This is a genomic window from Bradyrhizobium manausense (genome assembly GCF_018131105.1).
Classification (GTDB): Bacteria; Pseudomonadota; Alphaproteobacteria; order Rhizobiales; family Xanthobacteraceae; genus Bradyrhizobium; species Bradyrhizobium manausense_B.
The window spans coordinates 211,414-234,069 of the sequence record NZ_JAFCJI010000001.1 but is presented as its reverse complement, the minus strand read 5'-3'; the positions used below and the strand labels follow the sequence as shown (position 1 = coordinate 234,069).

Below are 22,656 nucleotides of genomic sequence, written 5' to 3'. Positions count from 1 at the left end.
GATCCCCTTGCCGATCCCGACGCCGCATCGTTGCGGCGCCGGCCTTGTTCAAGATCGTGACATCAAAGACGAGCAAGATCCGTACCCGCCAGACGTCATGACTTGTTAGGGAGATGACTCGGCGTGTACTGATCCTTGTCGTTCTTCTTGGTGAGGTCGCAGCCGATCTGGCCGAGCCAGTATGGCTGGATCACCCCGTAGTCCTTCTCCACAGTCACCTCGTGCTTGGGTCCGACCGAGATCAGGCGCATGCGGTGCGACGTGTGCTGGCTCTTCGGGTCGATGCAGACCTTGCCTTCGGGAGCGTCGATGCAGGCATCGCCGGTCGCGATCACCTTGCGCATGTCCTCGAGCTTGGTCGACTTCGCCTTCTCGACCAGCGCCTTGTACATGTAGAGCGCGTTATAGGCATTGTAGCCCATGTCATTGATATAGAGCTCATCCGGGAACTTTGCGTGCCAGCGCTTCTTGAAGTCATTCGCTTCCGGCGTATCGATTTCCTCGAACCAGTTGGCGGTCGCGTGCATGTTGTTGAGCGCCGGCGGCTTGAACCGCTTGTGCTCGAAACCGAGCATGATCTTGATCGACGAGCCCATCGGCAGGTTGAGGTTGGCGGCGGCCGCCTGCTCGAAGAACGAATCCTGGGCGGCACCGACGTTGATCGTCAGCAACCAGTCCGGCTTCGCCTTCTGGATGTTCTGGATGGTCTGCGCGAACTGCGACACACCGAGCGGGATGAACTCCTCGCCGACGACCTCGCCGCCGAGATCCTTCATGATCTTGCGATTCCACTCCGCCGAGATCTGGCCGAAATTGTAATCGGCGGCGATGACATAGACCTTCTTGCCGAACTTTTCGACCATCCAGGGAATCAGCGTCGAGAACTGCTGTTCGGGCACCGCGCCCATGCTGATCATGCTGGCGTCGCAGACGCCGCCCTCGTACTGGTTGGTGTAGAAGTACGGCGTCGAGGTGCGGTCGACGATCGGGCGCAGCGCCTCGCGCGAGGCCGAGGTGATGCCGCCGATCAGCACATCCACCTTGTCGCGATTGAGCAGACGCCGGCCGAACTCCTGGTAACGGGCATTATCGCCCTGCGGATCGAGATGGATCAACTCGATCTGCCGCCCCAGAATGCCGCCACTCTTGTTGATCTCCTCGACGGCCAGCTGCGAGCCGTGCAGCTTCGGCATGCCCATGAAGGCGAGGTCGCCGGACACGTCCTCGAGCAGCCCCACCTTCAACTGAGGCTCCGCGGCCCGTGCAACGCTCACCGCCGCCGCCGTACCGAGCATGGCGCCGAGCAAAACCATTCCTAACTTTCGTCTCGAATTCATGGTGATGTTCCTTGTTATTGAAAACGGCTGGATGTCATGGCTTGAGGTAGTTCTTCAGGATCGATGCTCCCATCGTGTATTTGGGGTCGACCATGTTGCCGAGACGCATGCGGCCGGCCTGGCTGAGCAGCATGTAGGCGTCGATCTCGTCGAAGCCGTAATCGGCCGCCATCCACCGCACGAGTTCGCGATAGGCGATGCGGGCAGCGTCCTCGAGCGGACGCGCGCTACCGATCGTCATGATGAAGTCCTTGGTCTCGAGCCGGGGCCAGGCGAAGCTCCAGTTCTTGATCAGGTCGACCTGCAGTGTGACGGTCGCGCGCTGCTCCAGCGCTACGCCGGAAAGCTCGCCGTCGCCTTGCGTTGCGTGGCAGTCACCGACGTAGAGCATCCCGCCATCGGTATGCACCGGGAAATAGATGATCGCGCCGGGCGCGACGTCGGGCAGATCCATGTTGCCGCCGTGATAGTCCGGCTGCAGTGAGGAGATCGCCTCGATCTCCGGCGAGACACCGATGGTGCCGATGAACGGTTCGTAGGGCAGCGTGAGCTTGTCGTTCCAGCGGATACCGTTCCTGTCGACATGCAGCTTCTTCACGCGCTCCCGCAGCGGCGGGTTGAGAAGCGCCGTCGAGCTTGTTCCGACTAGCCCGCCGAACTCCGGAATGATGCAGGTCGTGCCGGCCGGCTGCTCGCCACGGGTTTCGACGTCGCGTATGTAGACCGCAAGGCAATCGCCTTTCTTGGCGCCCTTCACCGCGATCGGCCCGCATTGCGGATTGAGAAAGGGAAAATTCAATTTGGCGGTGGGGCTGTCGCTCTCCTTGGTGAGCACGCCGCCGAAGGCGTCTTCTGTCTCGACCACGACCACCCCGCCGGGGTCGATCGATAGGGTCGGCTTGGCATAGGGACCGTAGACGTAATGGAAGCCGCCCTGCTGTTCGATCGTCAGACTATGGGTCGTGCCGGTCGCCCCTTTGGAGACCGCGCGCTTGGCCATGATGGATGTCTTCAACCAGTCTTCTGCTGACATATGAACAGCTCCTCAACTCAGATCCCGGGATGACGCTTGTGCCAGTCGGTGACGCGCTGGAACGCATCGCCCGCGCGCACGAGGCCGGCTTCGTCGAAATGACGGCCGACGAACTGGAAGCCGACCGGACCGCCATTCGCCGCGAAGCCACCCGGCAACGTCACGGTCGGACTTCCCGTCATGTCGAACGGGCACGTGAAGCGAAGCAGGCCTGCGATCAGCGAGGCGTCCTCGCCGAGCGCCGCCATCTTGGCGAGGGTCGGCGCTGCAAAGGCCTGCGCAGGAACCGCGAGGAGATCGACCGACTCGAGCAGCACACGCACTGCTCCGCGAAACGCTTCGCGCCGGAGCACGATCTTCTGATAGTCCATGCCGGATTGCTGCCGGCCGAGGTCGAGCAGGCCCGCGAGCGCAGGACCATATTCGTCCTTGCGTGCCGGATAAGTCTCCTCATGCGCGACAGCGACCTCGATGCCGCAGAGCGGAAACCAGTCGTCGATGACCGCCTTGGGATCGGGGAAATTGACTTCCTTGATCTTCGCGCCGAGATCCGCCGCAACACGCAATCCCTCGCTCAGCACCCTCGCCGCATCACCGTCAGTGCCTTCACTGGTCCAGCGCCGGTCGACGCCGACCGTGACGCCACGCAGATCGCCGGTCAGGCCCGCGAGATAATTGGGCACGGTCAACGGAACCGATGTCGTGTCCTTGGGATCCTGCCCCGCGATCACACCGAGGATGGCGCCGCAATCGACCGCGCTTCGCGCCATCGGGCCGATGTGGTCCAGCGTCGCAGCAAGTTCGAATGCGCCGTAACGGCTCACGCGTCCCCAGGTCGGTTTGAGCCCGGTGACTCCGTTGGCCGCGGACGGAAACCGGATTGATCCGCCCGTGTCGGTGCCGAGCGAGCCGAAGCAGAGGCCAGCGGCGGTCGCGACGCCCGAGCCGCTGGAGGATGCGCCGGGCCAGAGATCCGCGTTCCACGGATTCTTCGGCGGATCGATCTTCGGATGATGATCGGCGTAGGCGCCTTCGGTCTGCTGCAGCTTGCCGAGGATGACCGCGCCGGCATCCTTCAGCCGTGCGACCACCGTGGCGTCTTCGGCCGGGCGGAAATCGCGATGGATCGTCATGCCGTGCGCGGCAGGCGCGCCCTTGGCCCAGCAGAGATCCTTCACCGCCACCGGCACGCCGTGCAGCGGGCCCCTGATCTTGCCGGACGCGATCTCCTTCTCAGCCGCCGCCGCTTCCGCGAGCGCCGAGTCGGCCATCACGCAAGCAAAGCTCTTGAGTTTGCCGTCGAGCTTCTCGATCCGCCCGAGCATCGCCTTGGTCGCTTCGACCGGCGACAGCTCCTTGGCCTGGATCTTCCGTCCGACATCGACGAGTCCGAGATAATGAAGATCTGTTGCCACCATCGTTCTTATCCTCCCGCGCGATGCGACACACTCGTCCCCGCGCATGCGTCACCGATCTGGCGACGCGGACGCATCGCAAGCTTGTCTCTGGCGGCAAACGAAAAAAGCCACCCGTCCCTCCCGAATGAGGTGACGAATGGCTCAAATGCCGCGGCTATGATCTGTCGCTTAGGGTCCGAAATCGAACGAAGCACTTAGTACAAAGAGCTGGACGTCATCGGCCAGATCGACGCACGCGAGGTTCGATAGGAGTCCCCGTAGGAGAAAAGTCTAAGTAACTGCCTATCCCGTTGTCAACGATGCTGTCTGCCTAAATTTCGAGAGTGCTGCGCAGCAAATCGGCAAGCCACTTGCGCTATCATTGGCGATGATGATTTCATCTCAGTGTTGTGCTGCCGAAAGTCGTCGATGACAAAACCGTCTGTTCCCGTTGGCATTATCTGTTCTCAGTCCGGGCCTTATCAAGCCATGGGCCGGGAAATTCTCAAGAGCGCCATGATGGCGGTCGACGAGATCAACAACCAGGCCGAGTTCGAATTTTCGATCACTGCTCACGTCCGCGACCCCCGCGGCATCGTGTCCGAATATCACACCGTCTGTGACGACCTCATCCGCAACGTGGGCGTCGAGCACATCATCGGCTGCTACACGTCAGCATCGCGCAAACAAGTGCTGCCGATCGTGGAGCGCACCGATCGACTGCTCTGGTATCCCGCCCGCTACGAAGGCTTCGAGTGCTCGGACAACGTCATCTATGTCGGCGCATCGCCCAATCACAATGTCCTGCCGCTCATCCGTTATGTCCTCGACAATCTGTCGCGGGAAATATTCTGCGTCGGCTCCAACTACGTCTGGACGTGGGAAACCAACCGCGTCACGCGGGAATTGGTGAGCGCAGCAGATGGCCACATCATCGCCGAACGGCTGCTCGAACTCGGCGAAAGCGCCGTCGGACACATCGTCGACGAGATCGTCCGCAAGAAGCCGCCGATCGTGTTCAACACGCTGGTCGGAAGCTCCAGTTACGATTTCATCCGCGCCTTCCACGCCGGCACCAAGGCTGCAGGGCTGGACATCCCGATGTTGAGTTGCAGCATCTGCGAGCCGGAACTCGCGATCGTCGGACCGGCATCGGCCGGCTGCATCACGTCGTCGGCTTACTTCGAAAGCATACATCTGGCCGAGAACCGCTCCTTTGTGGCGCGCTGGAAGGCGCGCTATGGCGGCGACGGCAGCCCCTCCGTCGATGGGCAGTCCGCTTATGTCGCGGTCTACTTGCTGGCGCGTGCATTGCAACGCGCGGGCACGTCCGACATCGCCGAGGTGCGACGCGCCGCAGCCGGCTATCGATACAATTCGCCGCAAGGACCAGTCTGGATCGACGGCGGCAACAACCATTGCGTCCTTACACCGCGGCTTGCCGTATCCAATCCGCAGGGACAGTTTGATATCTTCTGGGAAGCCGACGCGCCTGTTAAGCCTGATCCTTACTTGACGCAGCTCGACGTTGCCGCCAGCCCTTCGAGGGAAACCTCGGCGGGCAGCGTATCGCCGAACGCGCCGCATCTGCGGGTTGTCAAATGAGCAGACCGTCTTCATTTTCGCTGCGCGGACGCAAGGCGCTCGTCGCCATCAAGGATGAACGCGACGCGACCATCGTGCGGCGTCAGTTCGAACGTCTCGGCATCGAAGGCATCGCGTGGACGCCAGGCGAACCGGTCGATCTTACGCCGGACCTGGCGCTGATCGACGACGAGTTCCTGCCCTTGCTGCACCCGGTGCAACGCGCGTTCCTGGCGCGCTGCCCGGTCATCGCCCTGCTCGGCACCGAGACGCCGAGCCGCCTGAAGCTGGTGTTCGAGCTCGACCCGGCCTCGTTCCTGATCAAACCGCTGCGTTCGGCTGGCATCTACGCGGCGCTCGTCATGGCGTTCGAGCGCAACGAACGCACCATTGAATTGAAACAACAGGTGCGCAAGCTCGAGCAACGTCTGCGGTCCCGCCGCGTCGTTCTGGCCGCCGTTCTCCAGGTGATGCATTCGCACGCGCTGGCCGAGCCGGCCGCCTTTGCGCTGATCCGAAGATCAGCCATGGAGCAGCGCAAGACGATCGAGGAGCTTTCCGCGGAGATCACCGCAAAGGGCATGCTCCCGCGCGCGACCGGCTAGACCGGATCAGGCCGCGATCTCCTCATCGGATGGTTTAGGGAGATGACGGGTTTCATGCTGGGGCTCCAGCGGCCTGCAGCGTTTCGGGACGTCGGCGGACCCGAGCCACGCGCGGAGGGGCGGATTTGGCATTCCGAGCTAGCGCCCGATCTCTTTTGACTCGCTGCTGCCGCTGCCGTACGTTTTCAAGAAAATAACGGACTCAGTGCAGCCTCACAGGGAGAACACCACATGAGCCGGAACTCGATCACCCGCAGATCATTTGTGGGAGCGGCCGCCGTAGCGACCCTCGCGCCCTGCATCACACCTGCGAAAGCGGCAGGACCGATCCGGGTCATCAGCCACCGTCAGCCAGCCCTGGAATACTACACTGACCAGATGAAGAAGGCCCTCCCAGAAGGGCAGGTCTCGGTCGAACTCATGCCGATCGACAAGGAGGTCGAGCTGGCATCGATTACGATGTCGTCCCGCTCCGACGCAATCGATGTCGCCTATCTCAACGACACGACGATGCAGAAATTCGCGGCGAGCGGTTGGCTGGAGCCGCTAGACGACCTCTGGGCAAAGTACAAGGATGAATTCAAGCTCGATGACTTTCCGAAATCGGTCATCGAGTCGATCAGTTACAACGGCCATATCTATTCGATGCCGATCCTGACCAACACGGAGATGTTCTTTTACCGTGAGGACCTGTTCAAGGATAATGGCGTGGCTCTTCCAAAGACCATGCAAGATTACATGGAAGCCGCCAAGAAGCTCCATCAGGGGCGCGTCTCCGGAACGGTCATGACATTGAAGCCGGTCGACGGCTGCCTGAACGAGGCGCACTGGTACCTGAACGCCCTAGGGGAAGGCTGGTTCGACAAGAGCTGGAAACCAATCTTCAATCAGCCAGCCGGCGTGAACGCCATCAGCACGATGAAGCAGATGACCGCATTCGCGCCTCGCGGCTTCACTTCCGCAGCCAACGACGAATCGACCATCAATCTGCAGCAGGGCCTCGCTGCAATGGGACTGCAATGGTTCACACGCGCGGCGTCAATGGACGACGAGAAGAAATCACGCTTTGTCGGCAAGATAAACTGGATCGCGCCACCGGGCGGCGGCCAACGTATCGCCAATGACGGCTTTGCCATCTCGAAATACTCGTCCAAGGACAAGGATGCCATCTTCAAGATGGTTGCGACGGCAGCCAGTCAGGAGAGCATGCAAAGGGGTGCGGAATTCGCAATGCCGCCCCGCCTTTCCGTTCTCGGAGATCCCGGGCTTGCCAAGAAGTATCGATGGTATCCCGGTGCCCGAGCCTCTCTGGAGGTCGGAAAGCCGTTTCCGTCAATGCCCGACTTCCTCGATGTGGGGGCAATCGTCACACGATACATCCTGCAGGCGGTGACCAACGAGAAGGAAGTCAAGGCCGCCTTGGATCAGGCTGCGCAAGAGACGACCGAGTTGCTGCAAACCCGCGGCTACTACAAGTAACCACCTGCTCTCCGGCGGGCTGCGATGCCCGCCACCTTGATCCCGCTTCCCTCCCGAGAGATTTGACGCCATGCGTCCGCAGCGCGGCATATGGCTGTTTTTGGTCCCGAGCTTTGGACTGATGGCAGTCGTTCTTCTGTGGCCGCTCGGATACGCGGTCTATCTCAGCACGTTCGATTACCATCTCGGCTCTCCGGGAATGCGATTCGTTGGTCTGGCGAACTACGCGCAATTGCTGAGTGAAGCGCGTTTCTGGCAGTCGCTATGGACCACGATCGGCATCGCCTTCGGATCGGTCGCCGTCGAATTCGGGCTCGGCTTTGCTCTCGCGCTCGCGCTCTATCGGCTGACCTTCAGCACGCGCGTATTCATGATCCTCCTCTTCCTGCCGCACATCATCACACCTGTGGTGGCGACGCTGTTCCTGAAGTGGATTCTGACATCCAACTGGGGTCTCATCGACGCAACGCTGGCGACCTTCAACATCAATCCGCCCGACTGGCTCGGAAATCCTATGTGGGCGCGAGTCTGCGTCGTGCTCGCCGACGCCTGGATCTTCACGCCCTTCGTCATGCTGGTGCTCTACGCTGCCCTGCAGACGCTCGACCAGGCGCAAATAGAGGCGGCCAAGATCGATGGGGCCGGCAGTTGGCGCATTATCCGCCATGTCGTTCTTCCATCGCTCGTACCGGTCATCGTGTTCACAGTGTCCGTCAGGCTCATGGACGTCTTCCGCTTCTTTGACACCATCTACGTCCTCACCGGCGGCGGCCCCGGCACGGCAACGGAGACGATCACGATGTACACCTACCAGCTCGGCTTCCAGCTGCTGCAGGTGGGAAAGGCATCGGCTCTCGGGATCATTACGCTCGTCATCGTCGCCGCGATCATCGCGACGTTCAGCAGCGTCCTGCAACGCGGTTACGGACGAAATTGATGAACACGGACCGCATGAGCCAGGTGCGCAACCAGACGCTGCTCTTCATCGGGCTGGCGGTGTTCACCCTCTTGAATCTTGTCCCGCTGATCTGGGCTGCCCTGACGTCATTCAAGAACCCGGCCGACGCGTTCACGGTCCCTCCCACGATCATTTTCGAACCGACGTTCGAGTATCATCGGCAGGTCTGGCTCGAACGCGGATTCGTCCACTATCTCATCAACAGCCTGATCGTTTCGGCTGGAACAGTCCTGATTTCGGTCCCGATCGGCAGTCTCGCAGCCTACGCGCTATCGCGCATGCCACAGCGCCGCGCTTCGCCTATCCTTTTCGCCCTGTTCACGATCCGCATGTTTCCTCACATGCTGCTGGCCATCCCGTTTTTCGTGATGGGCAGCTTCCTGAACATGATCGACACTTACCCCCTTCTGATCATGGCGCTGGTCGCGATCAACCAGCCCTTCACGATCTGGCTCATGTACAGCTTCTTCCTGGACATTCCCCGTGAGCTCGACGAGGCGGCAGCCATCGACGGATGCAGTCCGTGGCAGACGTTCCGGATCGTCATCTTGCCGCTGGCGCGCCCCGGCCTGACCGTCGCGGCACTGTTCAGTCTGCTCCTGTCATACAACGAGTTTCTCTTCGCTCTCGTGTTGACGGGCATTCGAACCAAGACCCTCCCTGTCGCCATCGCATCCTTTGGCGGCGAGGATGTGAGCGACTGGTCGATTTCTGCCGCCGGTGCTATCGGCATCATGATGCCGATCGTTCTGATCATGATCTTCGTTCAGCGCCATCTCGTGCGCGGGCTCACAATCGGAGCCGTTAAAGGCTGACGCGTCGCTTTAATTTCAGCAGGAACTCCATGGCCAAAGCTACCATTGTCCTCGATCCCGCCTTTGTCATCGGCACGACGGACCCTCGTCTGTTCGGCAGTTTCGTCGAGCATCTCGGACGATGCGTCTATGGCGGCATATTCGAGCCGGGACATCCGACCGCCGACGCTGAAGGGTTCCGACAGGACGTCATGGAGCTGGTACGCGAACTTGGGGTCACTGTCGTCAGGTATCCCGGCGGGAATTTTGTATCAGGCTATAATTGGGAGGATGGCGTTGGGCCGACCGATCAGCGACCACGGCGGCGCGAACTGGCCTGGTTCAGCACCGAAACCAATGCGTTCGGGACAAACGAGTTCATGCGCTGGTGCGCCAAGGCCAGACTCGAACCGATGATGGCCGTAAATCTCGGCACAAGGGGCGCTGACGAAGCGAGAGAGCTGCTTGAATATTGCAACGTGGAAGGCGGCACTGCGCTGAGTGACCTGCGACATCGGCACGGCCATCCATCCCCTCACGCCGTCAAGCTTTGGTGCCTGGGCAACGAAATGGACGCCCCATGGCAGATCGGCGCCAAGACCGCCGTCGAATACGGCACACTGGCGCGCGAGTCCGCCAAGCTCATGCGCTGGCTTCAACCCGATATCGAGTTGGTGGCATGTGGCTCATCCAGCCGCAGCATGGCGACCTTCGCCGAATGGGAACGCGTCGTTCTGGAAGAGACTTTCGACGTGGTCGAGTACATTTCGCTCCACGGCTATTTTTCGAAGTACGGTGACAGGTCGCGAGATTTCATGGCCGAAGCCGATATGGTCGGGCGCTATATCGACGAGATCGTCGCTGTCGCAGATGGGGTCGCAGCCCGACGGCGATCGTCCAAGCGGATCATGCTGTCCTTCGATGAATGGAATGTCTGGTATCGCACCCGCGATCGCGCAACCCGCACCAAACCCGGCTGGCCCGAGGCACCGGCCATTCTCGAAGAGCTGTTCACCATGGAGGACGCTCTCGTCTTCGGCGCCGCCCTTCTGACGCTCATCAACCGCTGCGACCGGGTCAAGGCTGCATGCGTGGCCCAACTCGTCAACGTCATAGGGCTGATCATGACCGAGACGGGAGGGCGCGCCTGGCGGCAAACGATCTTCTACCCGTTCAAGCACGCATCGGATTGGGCCCGGGGATCAGTTCTCGACCTGCGCGTGACCTGCGGCACCTTCGCGTCCGGCAACGGCGAGCAATTTCCCGACATCGTCAGCGCTGCCGTTCTCGCCGAGGATGGAAAGAGCCTGTCACTCTTTTGCGTCAACCGGAACTTCGATCAACCGGTCGATCTGACGCTGGACCTGCGCGGAATCAAGCTTGGCGAATTGCTCGAAAGTCACGTCATGACGTCGGAGAATCTGGATGCGGCCAATACCGCAGACGATCCAGAACGGATAAAGCCCGCACCAGGCTCCGATGCAGTCGTCCGCGATGGAGCATGGCAACTGACGGTCCTGCCGGCATCCTGGAGCGTTTTCCGCTTCACGTTGTTTCCCGCAGATGCAGAAAGCTAGTTCGGCACGGCGTTCGATATTCTCACCTGGCCACGCAGTACGAATCCCATTCCGTCATCTAGAAGCCTTTGATCAGACCGAGATCCATCAATTGCCGATTTAGCCGACGAGACGGGATGCTTTGCTGACACCGATAAAAGAGGCCTCCGCAGTCCTGCAATATTTGCCTTTGCATCGAGAAGGTCGCGTCCAGCGGAACTCCCGCGGCTTCAAGGATAATCAGAGGCAGATACGGCGCATCCACCGTATCCAGCGCGGATGAGATGTCACGCGGCGTAAAGTTCAACGCATCGATCGCGTAGTACGTCGTCAGGTAACGGGGATCCAATTGGCGCGCTCGCCGTGCGATTTCGTCTTTGGAAAGACCAGGGTCCAGCAGGCGCGCCCCGAACTGCGGCTGATGATCTCCATATCGGACGATGAGGAATTGCTCAGTCGGGAACGATCTCTTCAGCTTCGCCAGGAATTCCTGATAGTCGCTCGCTGACATGCCCTGTCGTCGAATGTATTCGTCGACCTCCGGCGCATTTCCCAAATCGCGCCAATCCGGTGTCAGCTCACGGCGTAGCCGCTCATTCCATGGAAAATGGTTGGCGACCGTATAGACATACAGAAAGAGTGGTCGAGCCCCTCCTTCGCGATCGATCAGGTCGATGGCCTTTTGGAAGTAGAAGCTGTCAGCTTCAAAGTTGGTTGTGCCCAGGTCTCGCATGTCAAGGTAATGATCGATACCGACGCTTGTTTGAAAGGCGCGAGATCCAAGGAAGGAGCCGTAGAACGGGTACAGGCTGAAGGTCTGATAGCCGCAATCCCGCAAGGTGTGCGCAAGTCCACGAAAGACGTGACCCGAAGCAATTCGCGTGACCGAAGTCGCAAATCGACCGAACGACCGGACCGAGAGACCCGTCAGCACGTTGAATTCGGCAAACCAACTGGGGCCACCGACGCCCTCCACCAGAAGTTTGCGCGCCTTTCCGTCGAACGACTTGAAATGCCGATCGTAACCTGCGGGCACCTTGATTCCGGGAGCGGACGTGATCTCGAAGCTGGATTCGTCATGCACCAGAAGGATATGGGGAAGCTTGCGGGATGGACGACAGGGCGTGCTCACAGGAGCATCGCCCCCCTCGACGGCGTTTGCCGCCTGGATGAATCCTTGCGAGGAGAGTTCCTGCACTGCCTCGATGCCGGTGCGTGCGAACTTTGAGACATAGCTCTTGCCCTCAAAGTCCTCGTCAAGCCCGGTTGGACAGAGAATGCCAGTAACCACCAGCCCAGTTGCGGATACGGCGAGCCCCAGGAGACTCGCGAGAAGGCCGACACGCGCCCGATCCAATCGCCACGCGACCACTATGGCGATCGCCGTAGCTGCTGCACCCAGCACGATCCACCAGCGCAGGGCCGGAAAGGTCGCCAACAGGAATGTCGTCGTGTCGCGGTCCACGATCAACACATCGATGAAATCGAGCGTCATCCACAGCTTGTCGAACTTGAACTTCGACAGCAGGATGAGAACAACAAACATCTCGAGAGATACAAGCGCTGCTACTATCGGCCGCCGGACAACGGTCAACCAGACGCTATTCAGGACGATCCAGGTGAGCAGACAAACAAAAAGGCCGAGCGGATTGACCTCGGTGGCGATCGACAAAGCGAGCGCCGCCAGGTGCAACAGCGCTGCGAGCCAGAAGTCGGCGCGTTCCTTGAGCGCGGCCAATGACGTGCCCCGCTTCGAAGCAGCAGCCGAAGCGCCTTGTCCGGCCTGAAGAGCCGGTTCCCCAGCCATGTACATCCCCTCCAGCCGGCGTCAGCCGTCTCTCATGTACCGTAAGATCTGCAACCTTTCGCATTGGTAATTATTCCAGTTCTGGGCGATAATTCGATGTCTGGGCACGTTGATCTCTCGGAGAGTTCTATGCGCTTCTTCCTCGCGGCGATTGGGGCACTCGCAATCATTGTTGGCTTAGGGTGTGCGGCCTTTTTCTTCGGCGGCTTCTACTCTGTGGCGGGCACGAGCGACGACCCCGCTGCCGTGACGTGGGCATTGACGCGCGTGAGAGCGGCGTCCATCGAGCGTCACGCCAACGACAAGCCCCCCGCCTCGTTCGGCGATGACGCAATGGTTCGCAAAGGCGCAATGACTTATGCGTCCTACGGATGCGCAAATTGCCACGGCGCGCCGGGCGTCAAATGGCTCAAATACTCGGAAGGACTTCACCCGGATCCACCGGACCTCAAGGACGTCGCCGGCGAATTGTCGCCAGCCGAGTTGTTCTGGGTGGTCAAGAACGGCATCAACATGACGGGAATGCCGAGCTTCGCTCAAGCTGGCGCGTCCGACGACGAGATCTGGTCGATTGTGGCGTTCGTCAAGAAACTCCCGGGGACTTCGGAGGCCGATTACAAGAGCTGGAGCAGCGGGGCGCAGCTGAAGCAATAGGATGCCATGGTCAGTGCAGGACGGCGTAAATGTCTCCGGAATTGGCGGACTGCGGTAGCTGGTTGAGCCAATGGGTGATCTCGTTGGCAGTCCTCCAATCGCCGACAAGTTCCTGGCTTTCGCCAAGCGCTGCGTTGAAGCGCGTAAAGCCCATTGCAGCGCATCGTTCGATGCACAGAAGGGCGACATCCCGCTGAATTGTGGTGAACTCGAATGAGAGCGCTGGCACCGCGCTGGACAGCCCGGCCAGTGCTTCGGCCTCGAGGCCCTCCACATCGATCTTGATGAACGCGGGACCGCCGTGCTTCGCCACGAGTGCATCCAACGTGGTGATCTCGACGATGGCATTCTCACTCCAGGACTGGGCTTCCCAGCCGGGTGCTCCCTGCGCGGCAGCAACGAACGCGGGAGATAACGTCGACACCGTGGGGTTCTCTGGATTGATGAGCATCCGGCTCTTGCTCGCGGCTGCCCCCACGGCCACTGGCTCGATAGCCACCGATAGCCGGCGGCCATACAGCAATCGCAGCGTTTTCAGCATGGGTTGTTGCGGCTCGACCGCCACGACGCGGGCACCCAGACGGCAAAACGAGGCCACGCGGTCGCCGACATGGGCGCCGACATCGAAGACCAGATCGCCAGGTCGAACGAAGTTGCCATACAGGCGATCCATCGCCTCCGCACGTCTGCGGTCGCCATAGTAGATCCGGAGAGATCTCGCTGTAGCCCGTGCAGTTCTGAGGAAGGTGAACACGACGACTAGCTCGATGTCGCCAACGGCTGTCGGTTTGCCGACTCGATCGCCGGCAGTGCCAGATCCAGCAGATCTTCCGGCGTCGCCGTTTCTTCCGGAAGGCGAGCGATGCCCAAGCGGGCAGACAGTTCTCCCAAAACAGGCTGCGCCGTGAGGACAGCAAGCGGCACCGCCACAGCCGGACCGGCAGCAAGCAGGAGCATGTAAGGGAATGCCCACGACTGAGTCATCAATACGAGCCCTAGCGAGAGGCAGCCTACCAGAGTCTGCGGCCACAGCCGGAGCCAAGCCAGCTTCCACGGCACGACGTGATCGTCACGAATCTGGCCCGACCACCGGATTTCGCGGTTCAACAGTTGACCTGCCAGAAAGATCGTATGGCTGATCCAGAGAATGGGGGACAGGAGAATCGAGAAAACAGTCTCGATCGCGAAATTCAGAATGAACCGGCTTGCGCCCCCGAACGCCTGACGCTCGCGTGATGAAAACAGCACATCGAGGGCACGTGCGATCTTGGGCGAGAACCACATCACGAGCAACCAGACCAGCAATGCCTCTCCCGCGTCCGGTCGAACAATGTTCGCGGGGGTATCGCATAGCACGAGCATGCCGGTCGTCAGTGCAAGCAACCCGATCCAGGCCGGCGAGCCGATGAACATCAGAATGGCCAAGGCCAGTTGATATCGACTGACGAGATTGAGTCCGGGACGCAGCAGAAAGCGCCAGTATTGCATGTTTCCCTGGCACCAACGCAGGTCGCGCTGCATGAATTCCAGCAGGGTTGGCGGGTTCTCTTCCCAACCAAGGTCTTCTCGCGGAAGCACTCTCACATGGTAGCCGGCAGCACGCATCATGACAGCCTCGATCTGATCGTGGCTGAGAATGTGGACCTCCTCCCCGCTTGCCGTCGTTAGCGGCGGAAGGTGGCAATGTCTGATAAACGGCTCGAGCCGCAACACTGCATTGTGTCCCCAATAGGGGCCGCAGTCGGACTGCCACCAGGCACTTCCAATCGTGTAGGAACGCATTCCAAGCCGCATTCCGAACTGGAAGACACGTGCAAACAGGCTCGTCGACGGCAGGCCGACAATCAGGCCCTGGAGGATTCCGATTCTGGCATCGAGCTGCATGATGCGAACGAGCCGAAGAATTGCATCGGACGGCATGTAGCTGTCCGCATCGAGCGTGACTGCCAATTCGTGGCGCGCTCCCCACTGCTCGCAAAACTCCCGGATATTTCCGGCCTTGAAGCCGGTATTCGACGCGCGCCGGCGATAAGTGATCGCCATCCGGCCGCGCCAGGCGGTCACCAATTCCGAAAAGCGGTGCTCTTCCAGAACTGCCGTCTCGGAATCATCGGTATCGCTGAGGATGTAGAGATGAAAGCGAGCGCCAAAGCCGGACGCATGGAGCCCTTCCAGCACCGGCTCGATATTTCTGATGATGCGAGCAGGCTGCTCGTTGCGTACGCACATGAGGATGGCGGTCGCCGCCACGACAGGCTCGTCGCCTCGTACAGCTCCGGCGATCGGCAGAACCGCTGCGACCGGATCGCTGGAGAATCGCAGAATGACGAACCCGATGACTGCATTCCAAAATCCGACCACCATCCAGGGCAGAATGATCGCGAACAGGCCGAGAGCCGCCGCGTCAAGCAGTCCAAATCCGCCCGGCATCAATGCAAGCACGGCCAACCAAAGCGTCCATGCCATCGTGCCCAAACACAGGATGGCGAACGCAACTCGCCTCGCAAAAATCATCATCTGGTCAGCTTCAAGAGTGCCCTTGCAGCAAGCGGCTTTTCGTCGCGAGTTTCCCGCTGCGGCACCGCTCGCTTGGACCAGCCCGGGCACTCGTCTATAACACGCCGTGAGGGCAGGAATTCCACCATGAGACCGCAAAAATGGCTGTTGACCCATCCGTCGATGTTGCATCCGCTCTCTGGTACTGCGAATCCGGACGGATCGAGCTTCGCCAGGAGCCAATAGCCGCGCCGGAAGCCGACGAGGTTCGGGTCAGGACGCTCTATAGCGCCGTCAGCCGTGGGACAGAGTCGCTTGTATTTGGAGGACGGATTCCTGCGTCCGAATTCGAAAGAATGCGGGCTCCGTTCATGACGGGCCGGTTTCCTTTTCCAGTCAAGTATGGCTATTCCGCCGTCGGGCAAGTCGAGCACGCCGAAGGACGTTTGCAAGGCAAGAACGTCTTTGCGCTCTTCCCTCATCAGACCCTCTTCAACGTGCGGTCGACGGCAGTTCTTGTGCTGCCCGAGGATGTGCCGCCGAAACGTGCGGTGCTGACTGCCAATATGGAGACCGCTCTCAACGGAGTTTGGGATGCGGCACCAGGCCCCGCCGACCGCATCGCGGTCGTCGGGGCCGGTGTCGTGGGATCATTGGTTGCCTACCTCTGCGGCCGGATTCCCGGCACGGATGTTACGCTGGTCGATATAAATCCGGATCGCGAGGAATTGGCCACAAAGCTCGGGGTTCACTTCAGAGAGCCTGGAAGCGCTCCCCGCGATTGCGACCTCGTCGTTCACGCGAGCGGCTCTCCTGACGGTCTACGCACAGCGCTCGAATTGGCTGGAGATGAGGCGACGGTACTTGAGATGAGCTGGTATGGCGACACTCCGGTCACAACCCTGCTGGGAGGGCCGTTTCACAGCCGCCGGCTTCGATTGGTGTCCAGTCAGGTGGGCCAAGTGGCAGCGTCCCACCGTCCGCGTTGGACTTATGGGCGCCGCCTGGCAGCGGCCGCCGCATTGTTGGTCGATCCGCGCCTCGATGAATTGCTTGCCCCGCCGATTCCCTTCAAGGATCTGCCGAAATTGCTGCCTGAGGTCCTGGCCGCTCGAAGCGGGGTACTTTGTCAGCCCATCGCCTATCAATGAGGTGCGTCAGTGTTTACAGTTGAAGTCCGCGATCACATCATGATCGCCCATTCCTTCCACGGTGAGGTCTTTGGGCCCGCGCAGCGGTTGCATGGCGCAACGTTCGTGGTCGATGCGGCGTTCATGTCCGAGGCACTCGATGCCAATGGCATCGTGATCGATATCGGTCGGGCACATGATGCGTTGAAGGCGGTGCTTACTCCGCTCAACTACCGGAATCTCGACGAGGTACCGGAGTTCAGAGGGATAAACACAACGACAGAATTCTTGTCCAAGCATATCCATGACGCGCTCGCAAAGCCGGCTCGCGATGGCGCGCTTGGTCGTCCGGGCCGCGAGCTGAAAGGACTTCGTATCACGATCTCGGAGTCGCACGTCGCACGCGCGCAATACGAGGCTCCCTTGTGGTGAGACGTGTCGTCCTTGCCGCCCCAGGCAGCCTCGATACGCCCACGGGCGGCTTCGCGTATGACCGTCGGATCATCTCCGAACTTCGCGAACTCGGCTGGAGCGCCGAATACCTGGATCTGGGGGCGGGATTTCCCTTCGCCGACGGTGCGGCCCGCGACCGGGCGGAGTCTCGGTTGCTCGAGGTGCCTGCCGGTGTCCCTCTTGTGCTCGACGGACTCGCTCTCGGTGTCTTGCCTGACGTCGCAGCAAGACTGGCCAAGCGAAATCCCCTGCTCGGGCTGGTGCATCATCCCCTCGCGCTGGAATGGGGTCTGTCCAGCGAACAGATAAGCTCACTTCGCCAGAGCGAGCGGGCGGCGCTCGCTCACATGCGTGAAGTCGTCGTGACCAGCACGACGACTTCACAGCTCGTCTTATCCGACTATGGCGTTCCGTCGGCGAGAGTCACGGTGATCAACCCGGGCAACGATCCCGTGTCGCGGGCGCGCGGGAGTCAAAGCGACGCCCTTCATTTGCTGTCCGTCGGAGCGGTTGTGCCCCGCAAAGGCTTCGGCATGCTGACTGCCGCCTTCGGCACGCTGACGGACCTTCCGTGGCGGCTCACGATCGTCGGCGACCTGACCAGGGACTCAGTCGAGACCGCTCATGTGCGCAGCTGTATCGACAGCCTCGGATTGAGCGATCGAATAGCGATGGTCGGTGCCGTACAGCCCGAACGACTTGAAGAGTTGTATCATACGGCCGATGTATTCGTGCTTGCGTCCCGGTTCGAAGGATATGGCATGGCTTATGCGGAGGCATTGTCGCGAGGGCTTCCCATTGTCGGGACGACTGCGGGAGCGATATCGCGGACAGTTCCCGACGGCGCGGGCTTGCTTGTGACAGCCGACGACAAAATCGCCCTGGCCGGTGCACTAAGAGCCGTCATGACCGATCCGGAACTACGAGACCGGATGTCGTCGACTGCATGGGCCGCGGCGAAGACGCTACCGTCCTGGCGCAGCTCCGGTGCCGCCTTCGCACGCGTACTCGAACGCTTCGCATGAGCGGCTTTTCAATAGAGTGGCTGAGCCTGCGAGAGCCGCACGACGTGCGAGCGAGAAACCCGATCGTACTCGATGCCGTGTCCGCGAGGTTCCGTTCGCATCCTTCTCTCGGGATCGTTGATCTTGCTTGCGGCACGGGGGCGACATTGCGCGCGCTCGCGGGGCGCTTGCCGGCACAGCAACGTTGGGACCTGGTGGACAATGACCCGCTTCTGCTGGCGACTGCCGGGAGCGGATCGTCACCTGGGCGCATCGACCTGAATCCGATCGAACTGGATCTCACCACAGGATTCGAGGGAGTGCTAAACGGCAGGATCGATCTCGTCACGACCTCGGCTCTGCTCGACCTCGTATCCGATGAGTGGCTGGCCCGGCTGGTCCATTGCACAAGAGCGAACGCATTGCCGGTTTACGCGGCGCTGAGCTATGACGGGCGCATCACGCTATCGCCATCCCATCCACTCGATGCGGCGGTCGTCTCGGCCGTCAACGCACACCAGCAGACCGACAAGGGATTCGGGCCCGCACTGGGCCCGTCGGGTGCTGCGGTCGCGATCTCAAGGTTTGAAGAAATCGGGTACTCGGTAACCTCAGGCATTTCGGACTGGGCAATCGGGCCCGGCGATCAGAACATGCAGGCCGAATTGCTCGACGGCTGGGCCGCGGCCGCAAGTGAAATTCGGGCGCTATCACGCGCCGACCTGGACCACTGGCTCAATGATCGAAAGAACGCCCTAAGCGACGGCATCTCAACGATGCGGGTCGGTCACGTTGACTTCTTCGCCTCGCCGATCACAAAGCGCTGAGCCGACAAGTCACAATCGAACAGCACGTCATCGCCGATCTTATGAATGCGCGTCGGCATCCGGTGCGCCTGATCGGCACGCTCGAGCGGCGGCAGTGCGATACCAGGTCCTCCTGCGCCCAACATCAGTGGGGCGACCGTCACATGCAACCGGTCAAGGCAACGAGCGGCGAGAAAGCGCGAGACCGTATCGGCGCCGCCCTCGATCAGTATCCGCCGCATTCCCGCTCGCCTCAGGTAAGCCGCGATGGCAGACGGTGCGATGTTTCCGTTTTCCGAGGGTAGAGCAACGATCTCGACGCCCGCGGGCGCAATCGTATTGGAACCCTCGGCTGTAATCAGCAGGCGTCGAACGCCATCGTCGGCAAACAGCCGGGCATCCTTTCCGAGCCGTCCCTTTGGATCGATCACGGCGCGGGCTGGCTGCGGACCAAAGACTTGCCTGACCGTCAATTGCGGGTTGTCAGCCAATGCGGTCCCGACTCCGACAACAACGATATCCACCAGTGCGCGCAACCGATGCAAGTGATCGATGCCGGCGGGGCAGTTGACATATTTGGAATGACCCGTCGCCGTCGCCACATGGCCATCGAGCGATTGTCCGACTTGCCCGACGATCACCAGATCGTCGATGTCTCCGCTCCACAGCGGACCAAACACATCGTCCCAGGCCTGAGACGCACGGGGTCGTTCGCTGCGAAACAGCTCCACGAAGGCTTCCCACGCATCGGGAGAGGCAAACTTGCGCGTTGAGGGTTTGGTGAATAGCACGGCCAAAACAAATTTCCGAAGATGGAGCGTTATCGATGCTACTATTGGCCAGATGTCCCGGAAAATCCATCTGATTTGTTTTGGAATGGTCGAGGACTTTAGGTGTTGTACGTAACGGGCCCAGCCAAAGAAGGTCCCCCGGATGAGCGCGCTATCAGAACATTCCACCCTCCTCGGTAGTGCGATGCATCGTGGCGTCAGTCGTGCGCTGAGCGAGTTGCAGGCGCGGCGTCCCGTCCGCCTTCAGGACGGCGATGGAGACTGGGTTGTGCTTCCGGTCGACGGCCTGAATGATCGAAGGTTCAATGAATTCCGCTCGCTGTGCAGTCCGGGTATCCCGTGCATGCTTCTTCCGCCCCAGCGTTCGCGGGCGATGGGGATCGACACATCGACACCCATGGCGCTTGCCATTCCCTCGGGTACGAGCGCCGAACGTATCGTGGCGCTCGCAACTGACGCACGGCGACATGCTTCCTGGGAGGCGCGACCGGCCGGTTGTGTCGCCGCAGCCGCCATCAGGCTGATGAAGCTGAGCCGTAACTTGCCGGCAGTACTTGCGGCTCGCATGCAGCCGGGCAAGGACGACGTCATGCAGTCAGTCGTTGGCGTCGATGTCGCGGCCGTCGACGATTTTGCGGGGTCCTCAGCGCACGCCTTGATGATCGCGAGCGACGCGTCCATCCCCCTATCATCAGGTGTTTCCGCGCGCTTCGTTGTCTTTCGGGACGCCCTTGGCGCCGACCAGGTCGCCGTAATTGTCGGAAAACTGGATCTCTCAGCGCCCGTTCCAGTGCGGCTTCATTCCGCATGCCTGACCGGAGATGTCTTCGGTTCGCGACGATGCGACTGTGGCGATCAGTTGCAACTGGCGCTCAATCGCCTGGAAGGTCTCGGCGGCGGGATCATCCTGTATCTGGCTCAGGAGGGCCGCGGCATCGGTCTTGCGAACAAGATGCGTGCATACCGATTGCAGGACCAAGGCTTTGACACGCACGACGCAAACACGATGCTGGGCTTCGAGGACGATGAGCGTAGCTATGATGTCGCGGCGGCTATGTTACACGCTCTCGACTGTACGCGGATCGTTTTGCTGACCAACAATCCCTCGAAGCTCGACGGCTTGTCGAATGCAGGAGTCGAAGTCTGCGGCCGCATTCCACTCGAGGCTCCGGTCAATTCCCACAATTTGCGCTATCTCACGACGAAGGCAAGGCGCTCGGGGCACCAGCTGAATGGCTTGGCAATTCCGACCGTGAATGATGCATAGCATGACCATGCGTACCTGGTCGTGCGCCGCCTCGGCCCTTTGACGGGCGCCGCCGAGATGCGCAGCCGATCTCAAATCCTTAGCGACAATGTCCTGCCGCGCCTCGTCGTCGTGGGCGGCCTGGGGTGGTCGCTCGCATTTGCCGTGCTCGCCCCTTTGAATCAGCTCGAGCTCTACGGCGATGGGGCGATGTTCTCCTATGCGGTGGCCGTAAGGGATGTGTGGGCCTACCATTGGCATAATATTTCCGGCCGCACGTCGGTCTATCTGCTCACCCTGTTGCCTGCAGAGACGCTCGTCAGAATGACCGCGAGCCCGTGGATTGGGATTACTGCCTATGGATTCCTGTTCAACGCTCTCCCATTGCTCGGACTATGGTTGACCTACGCCGCGGACCAGTCACGAGGTCGCGTCATTTTCGTCTACGCGTGCGGCTCCACGGCACTGCTTTGCCCGCTCGTCTTCGGCTTTCCGACGGAGATGTGGCTCGCGCACACCATCTTCTGGCCCGCTCTCGCGCTCAGCCACTATGCGCGACGAACCGTCGCAGGAGGCGCGTCTGTCTTCGTGTCCTGGCTATTACTGGCCTTCTCGCACGAAGGTGCCTTCGTATTGCTGCTGGGACTTCTGTTCACGCTCGCATTGCGTGGCTTTCGCAGCGCGCCATTTTTGAGGGGGGCTGTCAGCCTGATCCTCATTCTGGCGGCCGCAGTGGTGGCAAAGGTCTTCTTTCCACCTGATGCTTACTATGCAGACGCATTTGTCCGGGCCGCGTTGCATTTCTTCGACCCCGAACTCTTCAAGGTCGAAGTGGTTATCTTGCTGATGGGCGCGGTCGCGGCTTATGCCGTCCTCGGGACAACGCTGTCGCTGGCAGGACTGCGCCATGCCTGCATTGTCGCCTTGGCGTTCATGCTCGTGCTCGTCGTCGGGTACTATCTTTGTTGTGACAAATCCATCCATGCCAGCAGCCGCTACTATCTAAGAACCGTGCTGGTGATTGTCACTCCGCTGTTGGGCGGACTGGCCGCAATCGCTGCCTTGACCAGCGAGGGGCTCACCGATGGACGACTGGCTTGGTTGCAACGTACTCTGGTGTCCCCGTCGCATCAGCTTTCATGCGCCGTCGCCTCGATGTTCGTCATCGTGCTTGCAATCCACCTCGTGGAGACCGGTAAATTCCTCTCGCGGTGGTCCGACTATCGCGCAGCAGTTACGTCGCTCGCGGCGAGCAACGAGTCCGATCCCGCGCTCGGCAATCCGCAATTCGTGTCGTCGCAGCGGCTCCCTCCGACCCTGGCGCCTTTGGCGTGGTTCTCGACCGTTCCATATCTGTCGGTGATACTTTCCAACTTTTCTCCCGAGAGGCTGGTTATCGATCCCCAGGGAAACTATTTTTGGCTATCCTGCGAAACGGCGACGCGGACCAGAGACGCAAAGCTTGCTGTTCCGGAGCATGCCCGTGAATTGGTCCGCATCTATTCGTGTCTGCATCGGTGAGCGAT

20 protein-coding genes are annotated in these 22,656 nt (G+C 60.7%); 13 read left to right on the top strand and 7 right to left on the bottom strand.

Going from position 1 to position 22,656, the window contains the following annotated elements:
• Positions 1-95: 95 nt before the first annotated feature.
• Genes JQ631_RS01115 through JQ631_RS01105 form a run of 3 tightly spaced genes read right to left on the bottom strand, consistent with a single transcriptional unit; the run spans position 96 to position 3,788 of the window.
• Positions 96-1,313: an urea ABC transporter substrate-binding protein gene (locus JQ631_RS01115; RefSeq protein WP_212323097.1), complete on the bottom strand. Its 1,218-nt coding sequence runs from the start codon at positions 1,311-1,313 to the stop codon at positions 96-98.
• Between the two features lie 58 nt (positions 1,314-1,371).
• Positions 1,372-2,370 (bottom strand): acetamidase/formamidase family protein, encoded by a 999-nt coding sequence (locus JQ631_RS01110; RefSeq protein ID WP_212323094.1) that lies wholly within the window; start codon positions 2,368-2,370, stop codon positions 1,372-1,374.
• Positions 2,371-2,387: 17 nt separating this feature from the next.
• Positions 2,388-3,788, bottom strand: coding sequence for an amidase (locus JQ631_RS01105; RefSeq protein WP_212323091.1), 1,401 nt, complete (start codon positions 3,786-3,788; stop codon positions 2,388-2,390).
• 408 nt (positions 3,789-4,196) lie between these two features.
• On the opposite strand from JQ631_RS01105, the gene JQ631_RS01100 reads away from it, so the two are divergent.
• The 6 genes from JQ631_RS01100 to arfA all read left to right on the top strand — a co-directional run bounded on the left by JQ631_RS01100 (position 4,197) and on the right by arfA (position 10,764).
• Positions 4,197-5,372, top strand: a complete 1,176-nt coding sequence (locus JQ631_RS01100) for a transporter substrate-binding domain-containing protein (RefSeq protein WP_212323088.1) — start codon at positions 4,197-4,199, stop codon at positions 5,370-5,372.
• 74 nt (positions 5,373-5,446) lie between these two features.
• Complete coding sequence (locus tag JQ631_RS01095; protein ID WP_433995491.1) at positions 5,447-5,956, top strand: ANTAR domain-containing response regulator; 510 nt, start codon at positions 5,447-5,449, stop codon at positions 5,954-5,956.
• 231 nt (positions 5,957-6,187) lie between these two features.
• Positions 6,188-7,435 carry an extracellular solute-binding protein gene (locus tag JQ631_RS01090; protein ID WP_212323082.1) on the top strand — a complete coding sequence of 416 codons (1,248 nt, stop codon included), beginning with the start codon at positions 6,188-6,190 and terminating at the stop codon, positions 7,433-7,435.
• Between the two features lie 121 nt (positions 7,436-7,556).
• The gene (locus JQ631_RS01085) at positions 7,557-8,372 is read left to right on the top strand and encodes a carbohydrate ABC transporter permease (protein WP_212323079.1); all 816 of its coding nucleotides are present in this window, start codon (positions 7,557-7,559) and stop codon (positions 8,370-8,372) included.
• Positions 8,372-9,208, top strand: coding sequence for a carbohydrate ABC transporter permease (locus tag JQ631_RS01080; RefSeq protein ID WP_212323076.1), 837 nt, complete (start codon positions 8,372-8,374; stop codon positions 9,206-9,208). The genes JQ631_RS01085 and JQ631_RS01080 overlap by 1 nt, the downstream gene beginning before the upstream one ends.
• A gap of 29 nt (positions 9,209-9,237) precedes the next feature.
• Positions 9,238-10,764, top strand: coding sequence for an arabinosylfuranosidase ArfA (gene arfA, locus JQ631_RS01075; protein ID WP_212323073.1), 1,527 nt, complete (start codon positions 9,238-9,240; stop codon positions 10,762-10,764).
• Positions 10,765-10,822: 58 nt separating this feature from the next.
• Here the strand turns inward: arfA and JQ631_RS01070 are convergent, their stop codons facing one another.
• Positions 10,823-12,550, bottom strand: a complete 1,728-nt coding sequence (locus tag JQ631_RS01070; RefSeq protein WP_212323070.1) for a sulfatase-like hydrolase/transferase — start codon at positions 12,548-12,550, stop codon at positions 10,823-10,825.
• A 129-nt stretch (positions 12,551-12,679) separates the two neighbouring features.
• On the opposite strand from JQ631_RS01070, the gene JQ631_RS01065 reads away from it, so the two are divergent.
• A complete protein-coding gene (locus JQ631_RS01065; RefSeq protein WP_212323056.1) occupies positions 12,680-13,204 on the top strand; it encodes a c-type cytochrome in 525 nt (174 codons plus the stop codon).
• Between the two features lie 10 nt (positions 13,205-13,214).
• Here the strand turns inward: JQ631_RS01065 and JQ631_RS01060 are convergent, their stop codons facing one another.
• Positions 13,215-13,877 (bottom strand): FkbM family methyltransferase, encoded by a 663-nt coding sequence (locus JQ631_RS01060; RefSeq protein WP_212323054.1) that lies wholly within the window; start codon positions 13,875-13,877, stop codon positions 13,215-13,217.
• 86 nt (positions 13,878-13,963) lie between these two features.
• On the bottom strand, positions 13,964-15,721 hold the full coding sequence (gene mdoH / locus JQ631_RS01055; RefSeq protein ID WP_212323052.1) for a glucans biosynthesis glucosyltransferase MdoH: 1,758 nt from the start codon (positions 15,719-15,721) through the stop codon (positions 13,964-13,966).
• A gap of 140 nt (positions 15,722-15,861) precedes the next feature.
• Between mdoH and JQ631_RS01050 the strand changes: the two genes are divergently transcribed.
• The 4 genes from JQ631_RS01050 to JQ631_RS01035 are packed head-to-tail and all read left to right on the top strand — an operon-like array spanning position 15,862 to position 19,114.
• A complete protein-coding gene (locus JQ631_RS01050) occupies positions 15,862-16,851 on the top strand; it encodes a zinc-dependent alcohol dehydrogenase (protein ID WP_212323050.1) in 990 nt (329 codons plus the stop codon).
• Between the two features lie 9 nt (positions 16,852-16,860).
• A complete protein-coding gene (locus tag JQ631_RS01045) occupies positions 16,861-17,262 on the top strand; it encodes a 6-pyruvoyl trahydropterin synthase family protein (RefSeq protein WP_212323048.1) in 402 nt (133 codons plus the stop codon).
• Positions 17,259-18,308, top strand: coding sequence for a glycosyltransferase family 4 protein (locus JQ631_RS32550; protein ID WP_349644950.1), 1,050 nt, complete (start codon positions 17,259-17,261; stop codon positions 18,306-18,308). The genes JQ631_RS01045 and JQ631_RS32550 overlap by 4 nt, the downstream gene beginning before the upstream one ends.
• Positions 18,305-19,114: a class I SAM-dependent methyltransferase gene (locus JQ631_RS01035; protein ID WP_212323047.1), complete on the top strand. Its 810-nt coding sequence runs from the start codon at positions 18,305-18,307 to the stop codon at positions 19,112-19,114. The genes JQ631_RS32550 and JQ631_RS01035 overlap by 4 nt, the downstream gene beginning before the upstream one ends.
• On the opposite strand, the gene JQ631_RS01030 is transcribed toward JQ631_RS01035, so the two are convergent.
• A complete protein-coding gene (locus JQ631_RS01030; RefSeq protein WP_349644994.1) occupies positions 19,075-19,884 on the bottom strand; it encodes a RibD family protein in 810 nt (269 codons plus the stop codon). The two genes, JQ631_RS01035 and JQ631_RS01030, sit on opposite strands and share 40 nt — an antisense overlap.
• A gap of 142 nt (positions 19,885-20,026) precedes the next feature.
• On the opposite strand from JQ631_RS01030, the gene ribA reads away from it, so the two are divergent.
• A complete protein-coding gene (gene ribA, locus JQ631_RS01025; protein WP_212323045.1) occupies positions 20,027-21,151 on the top strand; it encodes a GTP cyclohydrolase II RibA in 1,125 nt (374 codons plus the stop codon).
• Between the two features lie 57 nt (positions 21,152-21,208).
• Positions 21,209-22,651, top strand: coding sequence for a hypothetical protein (locus tag JQ631_RS01020; RefSeq protein WP_212323042.1), 1,443 nt, complete (start codon positions 21,209-21,211; stop codon positions 22,649-22,651).
• Positions 22,652-22,656 lie beyond the last annotated feature (5 nt).

What these genes read in the sequence shown, in the direction of transcription:
- JQ631_RS01050 (WP_212323050.1), top strand. Translation starts at nt 15,862, where the DNA reads ATGGCTGTTGACCCATCCGTCGATGTTGCATCCGCTCTCTGGTACTGC.
- arfA (WP_212323073.1), top strand. Translation starts at nt 9,238, where the DNA reads ATGGCCAAAGCTACCATTGTCCTCGATCCCGCCTTTGTCATCGGCACG.
- ribA (WP_212323045.1), top strand. Translation starts at nt 20,027, where the DNA reads ATGAGCGCGCTATCAGAACATTCCACCCTCCTCGGTAGTGCGATGCAT.
- JQ631_RS01020 (WP_212323042.1), top strand. Translation starts at nt 21,209, where the DNA reads ATGCGCAGCCGATCTCAAATCCTTAGCGACAATGTCCTGCCGCGCCTC.
- JQ631_RS01115 (WP_212323097.1), bottom strand. Translation starts at nt 1,313, where the DNA reads ATGGTTTTGCTCGGCGCCATGCTCGGTACGGCGGCGGCGGTGAGCGTT.
- JQ631_RS01060 (WP_212323054.1), bottom strand. Translation starts at nt 13,877, where the DNA reads ATGGATCGCCTGTATGGCAACTTCGTTCGACCTGGCGATCTGGTCTTC.
- JQ631_RS01100 (WP_212323088.1), top strand. Translation starts at nt 4,197, where the DNA reads ATGACAAAACCGTCTGTTCCCGTTGGCATTATCTGTTCTCAGTCCGGG.
- JQ631_RS01110 (WP_212323094.1), bottom strand. Translation starts at nt 2,370, where the DNA reads ATGTCAGCAGAAGACTGGTTGAAGACATCCATCATGGCCAAGCGCGCG.
- JQ631_RS01065 (WP_212323056.1), top strand. Translation starts at nt 12,680, where the DNA reads ATGCGCTTCTTCCTCGCGGCGATTGGGGCACTCGCAATCATTGTTGGC.
- JQ631_RS01070 (WP_212323070.1), bottom strand. Translation starts at nt 12,550, where the DNA reads ATGGCTGGGGAACCGGCTCTTCAGGCCGGACAAGGCGCTTCGGCTGCT.
- JQ631_RS01090 (WP_212323082.1), top strand. Translation starts at nt 6,188, where the DNA reads ATGAGCCGGAACTCGATCACCCGCAGATCATTTGTGGGAGCGGCCGCC.
- JQ631_RS01035 (WP_212323047.1), top strand. Translation starts at nt 18,305, where the DNA reads ATGAGCGGCTTTTCAATAGAGTGGCTGAGCCTGCGAGAGCCGCACGAC.
- JQ631_RS01080 (WP_212323076.1), top strand. Translation starts at nt 8,372, where the DNA reads ATGAACACGGACCGCATGAGCCAGGTGCGCAACCAGACGCTGCTCTTC.
- JQ631_RS01105 (WP_212323091.1), bottom strand. Translation starts at nt 3,788, where the DNA reads ATGGTGGCAACAGATCTTCATTATCTCGGACTCGTCGATGTCGGACGG.
- mdoH (WP_212323052.1), bottom strand. Translation starts at nt 15,721, where the DNA reads ATGATGATTTTTGCGAGGCGAGTTGCGTTCGCCATCCTGTGTTTGGGC.
- JQ631_RS01085 (WP_212323079.1), top strand. Translation starts at nt 7,557, where the DNA reads ATGGCAGTCGTTCTTCTGTGGCCGCTCGGATACGCGGTCTATCTCAGC.